We start from the raw sequence: 16,563 nt of genomic DNA, 5'->3' as shown, positions 1-16,563 counted from the left end.
TCCGAAGCGCCTTCGTGAAGGCGTCCCGGCCGGGAAGGTGTGGGGGTATAGCGGCGGCTTGGCCGGGGCGCAAGCCGCCTTTGAAACTTTTTCGGAGAAGTTTTCCGAAAGGTGTGGAGCCTTACGCGGCCATCATCTTTTCGACCTCGGAGACGAGGTCGCGCAGGTGGACAGGCTTGGACAGCACCTTGGCGCCGGCCGGTGCACGGTCCTGGGCCGACAGGGCCACGGCGGCGAAACCGGTGATGAACATGATGCGCAGGGCCGGGTCGCGGGCGGCGGCCTGGCGCGCCACTTCGATGCCGTCCATGCCGGGCATGACGATGTCGGTCAGCAGCAGGTCCCACGGGTGCTCGAGGTGGCTGACCGCCTCTTCGCCGTCGGCGCAGGCGGTGACTTCGAAGCCGGCCCGCTCCAGGGCCCGGGCGAGGAAGCCGCGCAGCGAGTCGTCGTCTTCGGCGAGGAGGATGCGGGCCATGTCGCTTACGTGTCCGTTAAGTCTTCATCTCTGGAAAGCCGAATCTAGGTCCAGGACGGTAAATCGCCGGTGAACCTGCGCGGTCCGTCCACAGATACGACGGGGCGCGAGGCCATTTGACCGCAAGCCCGCCGCCCTCGACTATGTGACGCATGAACGCATGGGACCCGATCACGCCGGAAACGGCCTCCGCCCAGGCCGGCGGCGCCGCGCCCGGGCGCGAACCGGCGTTCGAGGCCGTGCGGGCCGCGCCGGAAGGGTCGCGCCCGCCGACGCCCGTGGTGTTCGCCTCGCCGCATTCAGGTGCGCTGTATCCACCCGAGATGATGGCCGCCGCCCGTCTGCCCGAGTCGGTGCTGAAGGGCTCGGAGGACGCCTTCGTCGATCGGCTGATCGCCGGGGCGCCGGCCCGGGGCGTGGCGACCATCCGCTCGCGCCTGGCCAGATCCTATATCGACCTCAACCGCGACCCGTGGGAACTGGATCCGGCGATGTTCGAGGACGACGCCCTGCCAGAGTTCGCCCGCGGCCGCACCGCGCGCGTCGCCGCCGGCCTGGGGGCGATCGCCCGCATCGCCGACGGCCGGCCGATCTACGAGCGCAAGCTGACCTTCGAGGAGGCCACGGCCCGCGTCGAGTACGGCCACCGCCCCTATCACGACATGCTCAACCGCCTGCTGGCCCAGGCCCGCGCCGCCCACGGCCTGGCGGTGCTGATCGACTGGCACTCGATGCCGGCGGCGGCCACCCGCGGCACCCGGGCCAGGGCCGGCGGCCCCTGCGACATCGTGCTGGGCGACCGCTTCGGGGCGGCCTGCGCGCCGGGCTTGACCAGGCTGGTCGAGGAAGCCCTGGAAGGCATGGGCTATCGCGTGGCCCGCAACAGCCCCTATGCCGGCGGCTACACCACCGAGCACTACGGCCGTCCCGCCCGGCGCACCCACGCGCTGCAGGTCGAGATCAACCGCGCGCTCTATATGAACGAGACCACGCGCGAGCCGACCGAGGGCCTGGCGGTGCTGGCCGCGCACGTGGACCAGCTGACGGCGCTGCTGGCGCAGACCGACTGGGCGGCGCTGAAGTAACCACAACGGACGGTGGCGCTGGCGCAACCTTCACGATAAGGCGGCGCGATGAAAAACCTCGCCCTGGCCTGCCTGCTCGTGACCGCCCTGACCACCGGCCCCGCCGCCGGCCAGGATCCGGCGCCCCGTCAGCTGACGGCCGAGGAATCCGCCTACCTCCAGGAAATGTATCCGCCGCCCAAGCCGCCGACGCCGCAGGAAATCGCCGCCACGGCCGCGCACCGCGCCGAGGTCCGAAAGGTCCTGGACAGGACCGCGCGCCAGGCAGTCGCCCTGCTGGAAGACGCGCCGGGCCCCCGCTCCGCCGACGCCAGGAGCTGGTTCGGCGGCCTGCCGCGCATGCCCGCCGGCCTGGACTGGCCGCGCCAGCGGTCGACGCGCAAGCCCATGACCTTCCTGGCCCAGGTCGATCTTGCGGAAGTTCCAGACGCCGCGCGACCGCCGGGCATGCCCAAAACCGGCACGCTGTGGTTCTTCGCCGCCCTCGACTACCTGATGGAAGAGCGCGAGCAGGTGGCCGTGCTCTACAGGCCCGCGCGGCGCGAGCCCTGGCCCGAACGCGCCCCGCCGAAGGACCTGGGGCCGGTGCGGGAAGACGCCTGGCCCTACGACGCCTTTCCCAAGGGCGACCCGAGGGCGAGCATCATCCTTAAGACCCCGATGCGCCTGGTGGCCCACAAGTGCTACGACGCGGCGGCCGATCGCAACACATTCTATCCCGACCAACCGCAGGAGTTGATCAAGATCTTCCGCGAGGAAGACCTGAAGGCGGCCCTGGGCGGCCAGCCCAGGATCGGGCCGTCGGTTTACATGTCGCCTGAACATGGCGGGATCGACTGGCGAACCATCACCAAGACCTGGCCTCCAACCGGCTCCGACGCCTGGCCCCAGGCCGGCGTGTTCGCCGAAACGGCCGCCCTCAGCATCCCCGCCGAATTGCACACGCCCGCGCAGGACGGCCCTGAGTGGGCGCCCGAGGGGCGTGCCCTACGTGAACAGCTGGAACGGGAGGCCAGGGCGCAGGCCGCGACCTGGAGCTTGCGCCGCTTCACGCCGCTCAGCGCTGGCGAACGCAAGGCCTTCCGCACCTGGGCGGACTCGGTGACCGCTCGTGTCGAGGCCATGCCGCGCGAGAAGACCGGCGGATATCGCCTCGCCTTCTATCCTGAGTTCCTTGGAAAAGACGAATGGCACAGCCGCTATTCCGCCTATCAGGTGCTGGAGCACGGCGCGCCGCTCGAGGTGCTGCCCGAGGCGATGCGCCAGAGCTGGGACTGGATGGACCAGCCCAACCTCGACCAGATGTTCGGCTATGGCGCGCCTGTGCATGAAGCGGCCGAGCAGTATCGTGATCATGTCCTGCTGATGCAGCTCGCCGACACGCCCAGTCGCACCTGGACGGGCGGCGCCGTGCTGAGCTTCTGGATCTCGCAGGAAGACCTGGCGCGGGGCCGGTTCGATCGTGCGTTCCCGACCCTGGAGGCCAACTGAACGGCCCCCTCCCGCCCGCAAACCGCCGCAAAGTGCTGCAAACTCGCGGCCCGTCGGGCTCAGGCCAAAAAAAAGCCCGGCGGTAAGGCCGGGCTAGTTCATTAGGGAGGAAACGCCCAGGAAGGGCAGAAGCGGCAGCGCCGCCTCACACCTTCCTTATAGGGTGCGCTGCGAAATCGGGCAAGCGGAAAGTTGGACAACGTTGTCGAATTTTCCGCGACAACCTGAAGCAACCCTTTGCGCAGCAAGGATCGGAGAACGTCGATCTTCAAGCTTGACCACAAAATAGGCATTGCTGCGCTGCAGCATTAGTTGCCTAAGAAACGACATCCGCCAGAAACCACCTCAAACCCGGTAGGAATAAGGGTTTGCGAGTTGACACCGGTAACCGCGACACAAGGCGCCTTACGGGCGGGGTGGATAAACGCAGCGCAGTCGCGTAAAAGCCGCGCGCCTGACGCGCGCAGCGTCTCATCCGATTTTCTCCGAAAGCCCGCCGTCCTCCCATGTCCATGCGAAATATCGCCATCATCGCGCACGTCGATCATGGCAAGACCACCCTCGTCGACCAGCTGCTGGCCCAGTCGGGCGTGTTCCGCGCCAACGAGGCGACGACCGAACGCGCCATGGACTCCAACGACCAGGAGCGCGAACGCGGCATCACCATCCTGGCCAAGTGCACCAGCGTCCTGTGGAACGGTGAAGCGGGCGAAACCCGCATCAACATCATCGACACCCCCGGCCACGCCGACTTCGGCGGCGAGGTCGAGCGGATCCTCGGCATGGTGGACGGCTGCGTCCTGCTGATCGACGCCGAAGAAGGCGTCATGCCGCAGACCAAGTTCGTGCTGACCAAGGCGCTGAAGATGGGCCTGCGCCCGATCCTCTGCATCAACAAGGTCGACCGCGCCCACGCCGATCCGGACCGCGTCCACAACGCCGCCTTCGACCTGTTCGCCGCCATCGGCGCCACGGACGAGCAGCTGGACTTCCCGCACATCTACGCTTCGGGCCGTTCGGGCTGGGCCACGCTGGACATGAACGTGCCCAGCGACAACCTCGCCCCGCTGTTCGACCTGATCGTCCGCCACGTGCCGGAACCCAAGCAGATCGCCAAGCGCGACGAGCCGTTCCAGATCCTGAACGTGCTGATCGAAAGCGACCCGTTCCTGGGCCGCCTGCTGACCGGCCGCATCGAGAGCGGCCGCGCCGTCCCCGGCATGGCCATCCACGCCCTGGACCGTAACGGCAAGGAAATCGAGCGCGGCCGCATCACCAAGGTGCTGGCCTTCCGCGGCCTGAAGCGCCAGCCGATCGACGAGGGCGCGGAAGCGGGCGACATCGTCGCCATCGCCGGCATGTCCAAGGCGACCGTGGCCGACACCCTGTGCGCCATGGAAGTCACCGAGGCCCTGCCCTCGCAGCCGATCGACCCGCCGACCATCTCGATGACCGTCTCGGTCAACGACAGCCCGCTGGCCGGTCGCGAAGGCGACAAGGTGCAGTCGCGCGTCATCCGTGACCGCCTGCTGAAGGAAGCCGAGAGCAACGTCGCCATCCGGGTGACCGAGAGCACCGAAGGCGACGCCTACGAAGTCTCTGGCCGCGGCGAACTGCAGCTGGGCGTGCTGATCGAAAACATGCGCCGCGAAGGCTTCGAGGTCTCGATCTCGCGTCCGCGCGTCGTGTTCCAGGCCGATCCGGAAACCGGCAAGCGCCTCGAGCCGATGGAAGACGTCATGATCGACGTCGACGACGAGTTCTCGGGCATCGTCATCGAGAAGCTGTCGCTGCGTAAGGCCGAGCTGAAGGACATGGGTCCGTCGGGCGCCGGCAAGACCCGCATCCAGCTGACCGCTCCTTCGCGCTCGCTGATCGGCTATCAGGGCGAGTTCCTGACCGACACGCGCGGTTCGGGCGTGCTGAACCGCGTGTTCAGCCACTACGAGCCCTACAAGGGCGCGATCGACCAACAGCGCAAGGGCGTGCTTATCAGCAACTCGGACGGTGAAACCGCGGCCTACGCGCTGTGGAACCTGGAAGAGCGCGGCACCATGTTCGTCGGCGCCGGCGAGAAGACCTATCAGGGCATGATCATCGGCGAAAACGCCCGCTCGGATGACATGGACGTCAACCCGATGAAGGCCAAGCAGCTGACCAACGTCCGCGCCTCGGGCAAGGACGAGTCGATCCGCCTGACCCCGCCGCGCAAGATGACCCTCGAACAGGCCATCGCCTACATCGAGGAAGACGAACTGGTCGAAGTGACCCCGAAGAACATCCGTCTGCGCAAGCAGACCCTGAACCCGTCGTTCCGCAAGAAGCGCGTCAAGGAAGACTAGTCTTCCCAGGCTCCTTCGGGATCTGAAACGGGCCGCCGACCTTCCGGGTCGGCGGCCTTTTTCGTGGGCGAAGGCCCGCTCCTCCCCCGCTCGCGGGGGAGGGGGACCGGCGAAGCCGGTGGAGGGGGCGAGACTGGGCGCCGAGCTTGAACTCGCCCCCTCCGTCACGCTGCGTATCCGCAGCGCGCCACCTCCCCCGCTTCGCGAGGGAGGAGCTTGAACCCAAAAGAAAAGGCCGCCGCCCGCGAGGGCGACGGCCTTTCCGGCTTTCAGACCGGGATACGCCTACCAGCTGCGCTCGATGCTGAGGAAGCCGCGGCGGCCCCGCAGCTCGTAGCCCCAGACTTCCGAGTTGCCGACGCGATAGCTGCTCGAGATCGAGGGCGGGGCCTCGTCGAACAGGTTCTGCACGCCGAAGGTCATGGTCGTCTTGTCGTCGATCACCTTGCGGGCCGAGACGTTGTGATAGGCCATGAACTCGGTGTGGTACTTCACGTGGACGTACTTGTAGTAGGTCGAGCCGACCACGTAGTCGTAGCTGGTGGAGGTGGCGTACTTGGCGCTGCCGACGGTGTCGCCCAGGATTTCGGCGTCCGAGGCCTTGCCGGTGATGGTCGACGACCAGGTGTAGGTCCACGGCCCCTTGCGGTACGACAGGCTGGCCTTACCGGAGAAGTCCGGGCCGTCGTAGATGTAGGTCGTGCCGTTGTAGTCGTCCTCCTCGGTCTCGCCGAACAGGTTCGAGGTGTCCTGCAGCTGCCAGCTGAACTGGCTGTTGAAATAGAGCTGCCCGCCGTTGTCGAAGTCGTGGCGGTAGTCGGTGGTCAGGTCGATCGCGCGGCTCTTCTGCGAGGCGACGTTGACATAGTCGTTCTTGACCAGAGTCAGCTGGTGCGTGGTCGGATCGCGCGTCACCAGCTGGCAGAACGGGCTGGAGAGGCCCACCGACTCGTAGCAGCGCGAAGCGATCTTGGCCGCGCCGAACTGGGTGATCTCGTTGCTGATGTCGATGTCGGCGTAGTCGACCGCGACCTTCAGGTTGATGAAGCTCGGGGTGAACACCACGCCGATGGTCTTCGACTCCGAGGTCTCGGCCTTCAGTATGCCCTTGCCGCCGCCGGCCGTGACCAGGGTGGAGTAGCTGGCCTGGCTGGCCGACACGCCCTGGGCGGCGCAGTTGGTGACGATGGTCTGGCTGGCGCCGCTGCTGCCGTAGAGGATGCAGGGGTCGGCGACGCTGTAGCCGGTCTGGTCGGCGAGGTAGAGCTCGTACAGCGACGGGGCGCGGAACGAGGTGCCGTCGCTCATGCGCAGACGCCAGGTCGGGGTGATCTGCCAGTTCAGGCCGATCTTGTAGGTGTCGCTGTCGCCGTAGCTGTCGACCTCGGTGTGACGGCCCGAGACCTGCAGATCCAGGCTCTTGACCAGGAACAGGTCCTTCAGGATCGGCACGTCGATCTCGGCGAAGGCTTCGGTGGTGGTGTCGGTGCCGAAGGTGTGGCCGGCGCGGGTCAGGTTCCAGTTGTTGTTGTTCAGCGACGCCGTGCCCGGGCTGTCGTCGAAGTCGTCGTGACGCCAGGTGAAGCCGAAGGCGGCCCCGACCTTGCCGGCCGGCAGGCTGAACAGCTCGCCCGAGAAGCTGGCCTCGACCAGCGACTGCTCATAGGTGGTGTGGCCGACGTCCACGCCGAACAGGAAGGCCTTTTCGGCGTCGGTGAACTGGCCCGCCAGCACGCGCGAGCTGAACCACGGGATGCCGGTCGGCAGGGTCGAGCAGCTGCCGCCCGAGATCGTCACCAGCGACTGGTTACAGTACGAGCCCGCCGAGGTGGTGGCGGCGATCGCGTCGCTGTTGATCGAGCTGACCGAATAGGTCCCGTCCGACTTGCCGTACTGGCCGTAGACGTCCCAGTCCCAGCCGCTCAGGAAGCCCAGCTTGGAGCCTTCCAGGAACTTGAAGTCGCCGCGCAGGCCGCCCAGGCCCCGGTAGTAGTCGACCTTCTGGATCGAGTCGTAGGCCACCGCGATGACCGGATAGGCCGTGCCGCCGGCCGCGCCGAAGATGTTGTTCGGGTTGGTGGTGCTGACGGTCGGGAACAGCTGGCGGGCGCCGTTCTGTTCGGAGTTGCGGCGGTTGTAGAGCAGCTCGCCATAGGCCTCGACGCCGGCGCCCAGGTCATAGCCGCCGGTCACGTAGAAGCTGGCGCGCTCGACCGGGCTGATGACCGTGGCCCGCTGCCAGACCGACGAGTCGTAGTTGGCGACGCGGTAGGTCTCCGGATAGTTGGCGCGCGCCACGCGGGCCAGGTTGGCGAAGGCGGCGTTGCTGGCCACGAAGTTCGGCGCGGTGTTGCCGGTGTACGAGTAGCTCGTGCCCGGCTGCATGTACTGGAAGTAGCCGCCGTAGCCGCTGGTATAGGCGACGTTGTTGATCTGGTTGAAGCACTTGTAGCTGCCCGTGGCCGGATCGGTCAGGTCGACGCGCGCGCCCGTGGTCGTGCTGTAGTAGTTGTCGGCCGAGCAGGAGGTGTAGTCGCGGTCGCCGCGACGCAGGGCCATCTGCTTGTAGTAGCTGGCCGAGGCGCTGAGATAGCCGCGTTCGAAGGTCTTGCCCCACGAAGCTTCGGCCGAATACTCCTGGCCGCCGCCGCCCTTGGCGAAGGGCGCGTTGCCGTACACCCGCACGCGGCCGCCGTCATAGTTGGTCTTGGTGATGTAGTTGACGACGCCAGCCACGGCGTCCGAGCCATAGATCGACGAGGCGCCGTCCTTGAGGATCTCGACGCGGTCGATCATGGCGTTGGGAATGGTGTTCAGGTCGACCGGGCCGACCGTGCCGCGCACGCCCGACGGCGTCAGGCGACGGCCGTTCAGCAGCACCAGGGTGCGGTTGGCCCCCAGGCCGCGCAGCGAGATGGTGTTGACGCCCGGACCGCCGGTGACGTTGTAGCCCGTCATCTCGTCGGCCACCTGGAACGAGCCGCTGGCCAGCGACGAGCTCTGGATGATCTCGGTGGTGTTGACCAGGCCCTCGAGTTCGCTCTGCTCCGAGGTGATCACCTGGATCGGCGAGGCGCTGTTGTAGGCGTTGCGCTTGATGCGCGAGCCGGTCACGACGATGGCCTCGACATCGGCGGCGTCGTCGGTGTTCGAGGCCGCGGCCTTGTCGGACTTCGTCTGGGTCTGGGCCTGCGCCCATGCGCCGACGGGCGCCAGCCCCAGGCCGGCGATCACCGACGAGGCCAGCAGCAACTTGCGATCAAGCATCTAGAATATGCCCCCATGGATAGGTTTGCGTGGAAACTTCGCCCCTCGCGAAGTTCCTGCCCTGCCGGGGTCTTTAGGACGCTGAAGCCGCGGAAGAAGCGCAAACGCGCCCCTCAAGTCGACTTTTCACCCAAATTTCCCAACAAAGCCGCCCTCGACAGCAACAGTTAGCCGCCGAAGATCATGGGTAGGACATTAGTTCGTCACAGTTCGGTCGTTATCTCCCAACCGAACGACATGTGTTCTATTTAATAGTTTTATAGATTCACTTTAGAAATACATCGATATCTGTTGTTACGATTTTCATCACTGAAGTTGTGAATGACAACGCCTCGCCGTTGGCGGCGGGAAGGGTGCGCGAGCGAACGCCCGGCTTTTGGGCGCCGCCCGCGTTCAGAATGAATCGGATCAGCGTCGCGAGACCCGCCAGATGATGTTGCCGACGTCGTCGGCCACCAGCAGGTCGCCGCGCTTGTCGAACTCGACGCCTACCGGCCGGCCCAGGGCCTCGCCTTCCGCGTTGAGGAAGCCCGTCAGCACGTCACGAGGCGGCCCCGACGGCTTGCCGCCGGCGAAAGGCACGAAGATCACCTTGTAGCCGCTGTGGGGCTTTCGGTTCCACGAGCCGTGCTGGCCGATAAACGCCCCGCCCTTCAGCGGCGCAGGGAAGGCCGAGGCGGTGTCGAAGGTGAAGCCGAGCGAGGCGGTGTGCGGACCCAGCGCGTAGTCGGGCTTGATGGCCCTGGCCACCAGGTCGGGCCGCGGCGGCTTGACCCGCTCGTCCACGTGCTGCCCGTAATAGCTGTAGGGCCAGCCGTAAAAGCCGCCATCCTTCACCGAGGTCATGTAGTCGGGCACAAGGTCGCTGCCGATCTCGTCGCGCTCGTTGACCACAGTCCACAGGGCGCCGGAGGTCGGCTCCCAGCCCATGCCGTTGGGATTGCGCAGGCCGGTTGCGAACAGGCGCTTGGCGCCGGTGGCGACATCGATTTCCCAGATGGCGGCCCTGCCCTCCTCCTCGGCCATGCCGTTCTCGGCGACATTGCTGTTGGAGCCGACGGTTGCATAGAGGCGCCCGCCGTCCGGACTGGCGATCAGCGCCTTCGTCCAGTGGTGGTTGCGCGGCCCGCCCGGCAGGTCGGTCACCCGTCGACGCGGCGCGGTGATGGCGGTCTCGCCTTCCTTGTACGGGAAGGCCAGCACCGCGTCGGTGTCGGCCACGTAGAAGGTGTCGCCCACCAGGGCCATGCCGAACGGCGAGTTCAAACCCGACAGGAAGGTCGAGCGCAGGTCGGCGACGCCGTCGCCGTTGGTGTCGCGCAGCAGGGTGATGCGGTTGGCGCTCTTGGTCACCGCCCCGGCCCGCTTCATGACCATGCCCTGGATCTTGGCCCGGAGGCCCTTCTGGTCCTCGGGCTTGGGCGGGGCGTTGGTCTCGGCGACCAGAACGTCGCCGTTGGGCAGGACGTGGATCCAGCGGGGGTGATCCAGCTTGTCGGCAAAGGCCTGCACGACCAGGCCCTCGGCGGGATTGGGCGCGCCGCCCGCCGGCCAGCCCTTGGCCGGCGCGATGTTCAGGGTCGGCAGCAGCGTCTTCTTGGGCGCCGGCAGCTGCGGATTGGCGCCGGTGCCGGCGGCCACGTCGAGGTCGGCCCGCTCGCCGCAGGCCGCCAGGCTCAACACCGCCGCGCTCGCGGCGGCGACCAGAAGAACCCGCATCAGGCGCGTCGACGGAAAAGGCCCAGCAGGGCCAGCAACACCACCGCGCCGATCGTCGAGATCACCAGGCTGCCGATCCAGCCGGTCGCGCCCAGGCCGACCATGCTGGCCAGAAACGCCCCGATCAGCGAACCGACGAGACCCACGACCAGGTTGGTCAGCAGCCCGTGGTCGCGTTTCATGATCTTCTCGGCCAGCCAGCCGGCGAAGATGCCGATGATGATCGCGCCGATGAAACCCACGCCGTTCATGCCGTCGACTCCTGTTAACCCCTTGGCGTGAGGGAAATGCGCGGGGCGCGGCGCAGGTTGCGTGGTCCGTCAGGAACCTCCCCCTCTGGGGGAGGCGATCGCGCAGCGATCGGTGGGGGGGGAGGACGGCCACCGCCCGGCGGCTGAAAACGGCCCCCTTGCGCCCCTCCGGGCCACCTCCCCCAGAGGGGGATGATCTAGAGCCTTGGCTCCAACGGCGGCCCGCGCCATGGTCGCCGCCCACATCACGAGCGCCCCATGGTCCACCCCGTCTTCGCCGACCTGCCCGTCACCGTGTTCGAGGAGATGAGCGGTCTCGCCCGCGAGTTGGGGGCGATCAATCTGGGCCAAGGCTTTCCCGACGACCAGGGACCGATCGCCCTGCGGCGCAAGGCGGGCGAGGCGCTGATCGAGGGCTCCAACCAGTATCCGCCGATGCGCGGTCTTCCCGAGCTTCGCCGCGCCGTGGCCAGACACTACGGGCGCACGCAGGGTCTAGATCTCGACCCCGACCGCGAGGTCATCGTCACCTCGGGGGCGACCGAGGCCCTGGCGGCGGCTTTCCTGTCGCTGATCTCGCCCGGCGACGAGGTGGTGCTGTTCCAGCCGCTGTACGACGCCTACCTGCCGATGGTGCGGCGCGCGGGCGGCGTCCCGCGCCTGGTGCGCCTGTCTCCGCCGCACTGGCGGTTCGACCGGGCGATGCTGGAGGCGGCGTTCAGCGACAGGACGAAGCTCGTGGTGCTCAACAGCCCGCTCAATCCGGCCGGCGTCGTCATGCCCGAGCAGGACCTGGCCCTGCTGGCCGAGTTCTGCGTGCGCCACGACGTCATCGCCGTCTGTGACGAGGTCTGGGAGGCCGTGGTCTTCGACGGTCGCGTCCACCGCCCCCTGATGACCTTCCCCGGCATGCGCGAGCGGACGGTGAAGATCGGCTCGGCCGGCAAACTTTTCGGCATGACGGGGTGGAAGGTCGGCTTCCTGTGCGCCGCCCCGCCGCTGGCCAAGGCCCTGGCCGGCGCCCACCAGTTCCTGACCTTCACCACCCCGCCCAACCTGCAGGCCGCCGTCGCCTTCGGCCTGGACGAGCCCGGCGACTGGTTCGAGACCATGCCGGCCGGCCTTCAGCGCTCGCGCGACCGGCTGGCCGCGGGCCTGCGGCAGGCGGGGTTCACGGTGCTCGACAGCGGCGGGACCTACTTCCTCAACATCGACCTCCTCGCCTCGGGGATCGACGAGCCCGACCGCGCCTTCGCCCTTCGGGCCGTGCGCGAGCACGGCGTGGCGGCGATCCCGGTCTCGGCCTTCTATGCGCAGGATCCGGTGACCAGCGTCCTGCGGCTGTGCTTCGCCAAGGGGGATGATGTGCTGGACGCGGCGGTCGAGCGGCTGGCGGGGGCGAAGGGCGGCTAGAACCGCTTGCCACCCTTCTTCGAGCGCACAGCGCTTATCCGGGCCTTAGCGGCCGCCGCACGGCGGCGGCGATCGTTTGGGCGCCGCTCCCTTTCCGGGTAGGCGCGCCCCCCTCAGGCCGCCACCCGCTCCTCATCCCGCACGCTTCGCCGAAAGTCGCGCGGCGAGCAGCCGTACTGGTCGCGGAAGGCGCGGCTGAAATGGGCGCTGCCGTTGAAGCCCCAGCGGAAGCAGATCTCCGAGATCGACAGCCGGGCGAACTGCGGACTGGCCAGGTCGTTGCGGCAGCGCTCCAGCCGGCGGGTGCGCAGGTAGTGGCTGAAGGTCTCTTCCACCCCCTCGAACAGCTTCTGCACGTAGCGCGGCGAGACGCCCTCCTCGTCGGCCACCCGGCGGATGGTCAGGTTCGGGTCGGGCAGCAGGGTCTCGATGGTCTGGCGCAGGCGCTGTAGATGGGCGCTGCGGGCGTCGGTGGGCCAGGCCGCGCCGCGCTCCTCGCCGGCCTCCAGCAGGCACAGGCCCAGGAACTCGGCCAAGGCCAGTTCGACGGGGCGCAGTTGGTCGACGGTCAGGTCCTCCAGCGAGTCCGCCGTCGAGCGCAGCAGGCCCGACAGGATGTGCTTGACCCCGCCCTCGCCGCGCAGACGACCCACGCGCAGGGCTCGGGGCGCGACCAGGCGATGGTTCAAGGCGACGCGCGGCGCGCGGACGAACATCAGCCGGCAGCGGGTGGAAAGACGCAGGGCCGCCGCCTGGCCGGTAGGACCGAAAGCAATGTCGCCGATCGTCAGGTCTTCGGCGAGATCGTCGCTGACCACCGCCGCCTGGCCGTCGAGCAGCACCGCCATCCACACCGCCGCCGGCTGGTTGGTCAGGCGGCCCGAGATGGTCTGGGCCCCGGCGTTGACCAAGGCGAACTCGATGCCCAGCGGGCTGGTCAGGCAGACCACCGAGGTCGAGGCCGGCTCCAGCTCCGACAGCCCCTCGACCGGCAGGCCCAGGCGCGACATGGCCTCGCGCCAGGCGTCCGAACGCTCGGCGCGGGGATAGCTGTCGGTGCTGAACGACCAGGCCCGCAAGGCGGATCAGGCCTTGGTCGGGAAGATGTCGCGCGGGATGCGCACGTGGCAGCCCTGCTTGCCGTCGACCACCTGGGTCACCCCGAAGTCGGAGGCCACGCTCATCAGCGAATAGGCGTCGTTCTTGGACAGGCCCACGTGATCGGACAGCAGGCTCAGCATGTTGAGGGAGGCTTGCTTCATGGCCACGTTGAGGTCCTCGTCGAACCCGTGGACGATCCACCACTTGGGGGTCTCCAGCAAAGGCCCGGGGGTCTCGAAATCCTTCCGCAGCACGATCTGCATCAGGACGTTGAGCGAACTTTCGATCGCGGTGCCTGAAAGTTCGCCATCCCCCTGGCTGACATGGGGATCTCCGATGGAGAAGAGGCCGCCCTCCACCTGCACGGGATAGTACATCGTCGCGCCCGCCCCGATGCGCCAGTTGTCGATATTGCCGCCATGCAGGCCGGGCGGGATGGTGCTGACGCGGCCGTCGACGGCCGGCGCGACGCCCGCCGTGCCCAGGTGCGGACGGGCCGGGATGCGCACGCCCGGCAGCGCGCTCTGGCGGTCGCATTCGGGACAGTTGGTGATCGTGCCGGGCGTCAGGTACTTGCCCGGAAAGTCGTAGGCGTAGAGGGCGCTGGCGGTGTTGAAGTCGGCGTCCAGCTCGTAGATCGTCACCCGCTCCTTCTCGCCGAACTCCTTGTAGAGATAGCCCCAGTTGGCCGCGAGGTTGGAGCCGTAGCGGTTGCGCGGCGCCATGCGCAGATAGCGCACCTCCAGCACGTCGCCGGGCTTGGCGTCTTCGACATAGATCGGGCCGGTCATGATGTGGACGCCGGGGTTGCGGTCGTCCTCGGGCACCTTGGTGAAGATCCGCGTCACCGCCTCATCCATCATCAGTTCGGGGGCGTCGCCGGCGTGGTGGGTGATGGCCTCGGCCTGGATCAGGTCGCCGCTCTTGATGCGCAGGGCCGGTTTGATCGACGGGTCGAAGTAGCCCCAGTGGATGGTCTCGGGCGTGGCCTTCAGGTGGTGCAGGGCGCCGGGGGCGACGTCGGGGCGGACCTGGCCGGGTTCGCAGATGAAGGGCATCGGAAGTGTCCTCTCAGGCGGCCGGGAAGCGCGCCAGGGTTAAGTGTGAGCGGTTAACCCGCCCGGGCGCGCGCTAACTGGAAGCTGAAGCCTGCTGGTAAGCAGGCTTCAGGGTCACGCTGGTCATGCTCAGCGAGCCGTGCTCGATGTGGTCGGGGGAAAAGCGGGCGACGTCGCCGGGCAGGCGCGCGCCCAGCACATAGAGCAGCGGCCAGTAGTGGTCGGGCGTCGGCACGGAGCGACGCGCGTCCTCGCCCAACTTCTCGAACTCGACGGCGGTCAGCGGCCGGTCCTCGGCGATCGCCGCCTTGATCGCCTCATTGAAGCGCTGCGACCAGTCGTAGGGCGCGCAATGGCGGTCGCCCCAGTCCATGGCCGGCAGGTTGTGGACGATGTTGCCGGTGCCGACGATCAGCACGCCCTCATCCCTTAGCGGGGCGAGGCGCTGGCCCATCTCGTAGTGCCATTCCGGCGACCTGTTCCCGTCCATCGACAGCTGGATCACCGGCACGTCGGCTTCGGGATAGGCCTTGCACAGCACCGACCAGGTTCCGTGATCCAGGCCCCACTGACGCTCGTCCAGCACCACGGGAATCTCGGGCGACAGCAGGTCGCGCACCCGCGCCGCCAGCTCGGGCGAGCCCGGCGCGGGGTACTGCACCTCGAACAGGGCGCGCGGGAACGAGGCGCCGAAGTCGTGGATGGTGCGGGGCTGGCTCATCGCCGTGACCCCGACGCCCCGGGTGATCCAGTGGGCCGAGACGCAGAGGATGGCCTTGGGCTTGCCGTGCTTGGCCTCGATCTCTTGAGCCATCGCCCGCCAGGTCTTGGTGGTGTCGTTGGTCTCGAGCGCGATCATCGGGCTGCCGTGACCGAAGAAGACGACGGGAAGGCGCGCGGTCATCTCAGGCGGCCTCCACCGGGGTGGAAGACGCGGCGGGCGCGCCCTTCATCCGATCCCACTGGGCCTGGTAGCGCGGGGCGAGCCAGCGGTTGAACTGCACCTGCGCCCCCTCCTGCCAGGAGTAGCGGCCACGGATGGCGAAGCGCGAGCGCAGGCCCTTCTGGACCAGCTCGTCCACATGCATGTCCTGGGCGATGATCTGGCCCGCCGAGGTCATGATCATCTCCAGCCGTTCCTTGAAGCCGTAGCTGTCGCGCGCGCCGGGGGCGACCAGGATGCCGGTGTCCTGGGCCATGGTCTCAGGCCCCGTGGGCCGCAGGATCAGGTAGATGACCATGTCGCTGGTCATCACCAGAGACAGGGTCGGCGGGATGTTGGCGAAGGTCGCCCGGCCGCGGTCCTCGTCCGACAGCTTGGGGAAGATCGGCAGCACCGCCTTCTGGGTCGGGTTGAAGCTGGCGTCCGGGTGCAGGGTGCCGTTGTAGCGCAGGAAGCCCGCATCGCCCGGCGCGGCTTCCGGGAAACTGGCCAGCTCGCTGGGAATGAAGTCGTGCAGCACGCCGCGATGCAGCTTGCTGGCGTGGTAGCCGTCGTTGTTGTTCTCGAACATCACCTTCCAGTTCCAGGCGAACTGGCCGGTCATGGGCACGAGCGCCTCGGCGGTCTCGAGGTCGAAATTGGCGATGGCGGCTTCCACGGCGGCCAGGCGCGGCGCCAGCGGCTCTGCGTCCGCATCGAAATTGACGAAGATGAAGCCCAGCCAGATCTCGACCTTGAAGGTCGGCAGGCTGATCTTCTTCTTGTCGAAGCCGCAGGTGCGGTCCATGGCCGGTGCGTTCACCAGGTCGCCGTTCAGCGAATAGACCCAGTGGTGATAGGGGCAGACGAAGCCGCGGGCGTTGCCCTTGCCCTCGGCCACCAGCATGGCGCGGTGCTGGCACACCGACGACATCGCCTTGATCTCGCCGGCCCGGTTGCGGGTGACCAGGATCGGCTCGCCGACGATCTCGGTGGTGAAGAAGTCGCCGGGCTCCTGCACCTGGTCCACCCGGCCCACGCACAGCCATTCGCGGTCGAACAGGGCGGCCTTCTCGAACTCGTAGAACGCCGCGTCGGTGTAGCAGGCCGGCGGCAGGGTTTCGGCCGCGCCCACCTCGTGGGTGGAGCTGGACAGCCCGTCGAAGAAGGCGTCGCTGAACAGGGTCACGGCCGGGCGCTCGCTTTGGGGAAGAAGACCCCTCAAGGCTGGCGCCCCGCCCCGCCCCGGTCTTGCTCCAGCGCGCACGAAAACTTGGTCAGCGGCAGGCCCGGGCCGCACGGTCGCCCGCCGATCGGGCGCTGCTGTCGCCGCGCTGCGCAAGGACCCCACTTTTGACCGTACGCGCACGAGAGGCAGGCAAGAGACAGTACGCGCTGAGGCAAGACCGTGATTTTTCAGCCGCCTAGGCTCAAGG

At 67.8% G+C, this 16,563-nt stretch carries 12 protein-coding genes; 4 read left to right on the top strand and 8 right to left on the bottom strand.

The genetic code is table 11. The features are described 5' to 3' along the window. Nucleotides 1-121: 121 nt before the first annotated feature. Nucleotides 122-478 (bottom strand): cell cycle two-component system response regulator CpdR, encoded by a 357-nt coding sequence (gene cpdR / locus P7A99_RS06970; RefSeq protein ID WP_058350243.1) that lies wholly within the window; start codon nt 476-478, stop codon nt 122-124. A 152-nt stretch (nt 479-630) separates the two neighbouring features. On the opposite strand from cpdR, the gene P7A99_RS06965 reads away from it, so the two are divergent. The 3 genes from P7A99_RS06965 to typA all read left to right on the top strand — a co-directional run bounded on the left by P7A99_RS06965 (nt 631) and on the right by typA (nt 5,396). After that, nucleotides 631-1,563, top strand: a complete 933-nt coding sequence (locus P7A99_RS06965; RefSeq protein ID WP_277793182.1) for an N-formylglutamate amidohydrolase — start codon at nt 631-633, stop codon at nt 1,561-1,563. Between the two features lie 48 nt (nt 1,564-1,611). Beyond that, entirely contained in the window at nt 1,612-3,054 is a 1,443-nt protein-coding gene (locus tag P7A99_RS06960) for a DUF1963 domain-containing protein (RefSeq protein WP_277793181.1), read from the top strand. A gap of 506 nt (nt 3,055-3,560) precedes the next feature. Continuing rightward, nucleotides 3,561-5,396: a translational GTPase TypA gene (gene typA / locus P7A99_RS06955; RefSeq protein WP_277793180.1), complete on the top strand. Its 1,836-nt coding sequence runs from the start codon at nt 3,561-3,563 to the stop codon at nt 5,394-5,396. Between the two features lie 285 nt (nt 5,397-5,681). Here the strand turns inward: typA and P7A99_RS06950 are convergent, their stop codons facing one another. The 3 genes from P7A99_RS06950 to P7A99_RS06940 all read right to left on the bottom strand — a co-directional run bounded on the left by P7A99_RS06950 (nt 5,682) and on the right by P7A99_RS06940 (nt 10,633). Continuing rightward, the gene (locus tag P7A99_RS06950) at nt 5,682-8,663 is read right to left on the bottom strand and encodes a TonB-dependent receptor plug domain-containing protein (RefSeq protein ID WP_277793179.1); all 2,982 of its coding nucleotides are present in this window, start codon (nt 8,661-8,663) and stop codon (nt 5,682-5,684) included. A gap of 408 nt (nt 8,664-9,071) precedes the next feature. Then, entirely contained in the window at nt 9,072-10,382 is a 1,311-nt protein-coding gene (locus tag P7A99_RS06945) for a PQQ-dependent sugar dehydrogenase (protein WP_277793178.1), read from the bottom strand. Next, nucleotides 10,382-10,633, bottom strand: a complete 252-nt coding sequence (locus P7A99_RS06940; RefSeq protein ID WP_198576559.1) for a GlsB/YeaQ/YmgE family stress response membrane protein — start codon at nt 10,631-10,633, stop codon at nt 10,382-10,384. The genes P7A99_RS06945 and P7A99_RS06940 overlap by 1 nt, the downstream gene beginning before the upstream one ends. A 258-nt stretch (nt 10,634-10,891) precedes the next feature. Between P7A99_RS06940 and P7A99_RS06935 the strand changes: the two genes are divergently transcribed. Continuing rightward, nucleotides 10,892-12,046, top strand: a complete 1,155-nt coding sequence (locus tag P7A99_RS06935; RefSeq protein WP_277793177.1) for an aminotransferase — start codon at nt 10,892-10,894, stop codon at nt 12,044-12,046. A 113-nt stretch (nt 12,047-12,159) separates the two neighbouring features. Here P7A99_RS06935 and P7A99_RS06930 read toward each other — a convergent pair whose 3' ends face one another. The 4 genes from P7A99_RS06930 to P7A99_RS06915 all read right to left on the bottom strand — a co-directional run bounded on the left by P7A99_RS06930 (nt 12,160) and on the right by P7A99_RS06915 (nt 16,316). Beyond that, nucleotides 12,160-13,125 (bottom strand): helix-turn-helix domain-containing protein, encoded by a 966-nt coding sequence (locus tag P7A99_RS06930; RefSeq protein WP_277793176.1) that lies wholly within the window; start codon nt 13,123-13,125, stop codon nt 12,160-12,162. A gap of 6 nt (nt 13,126-13,131) precedes the next feature. After that, nucleotides 13,132-14,205, bottom strand: coding sequence for an acetamidase/formamidase family protein (locus tag P7A99_RS06925; protein WP_277793175.1), 1,074 nt, complete (start codon nt 14,203-14,205; stop codon nt 13,132-13,134). Between the two features lie 73 nt (nt 14,206-14,278). Then, entirely contained in the window at nt 14,279-15,109 is an 831-nt protein-coding gene (ygiD, locus tag P7A99_RS06920) for a 4,5-DOPA dioxygenase extradiol (protein WP_277793174.1), read from the bottom strand. A gap of 1 nt (nt 15,110) precedes the next feature. Continuing rightward, a complete protein-coding gene (locus P7A99_RS06915) occupies nt 15,111-16,316 on the bottom strand; it encodes an aromatic ring-hydroxylating oxygenase subunit alpha (RefSeq protein ID WP_277793173.1) in 1,206 nt (401 codons plus the stop codon). Between the last annotated feature and the right edge of the window lie 247 nt (nt 16,317-16,563).

Origin of the sequence: Caulobacter endophyticus (assembly GCF_029543245.1) — a bacterium.
GTDB lineage: Bacteria > Pseudomonadota > Alphaproteobacteria > Caulobacterales > Caulobacteraceae > Caulobacter > Caulobacter endophyticus_A.
The sequence above is the reverse complement of the archived record's forward strand: the minus strand, read 5'-3'. Positions and strand labels throughout refer to the sequence as shown.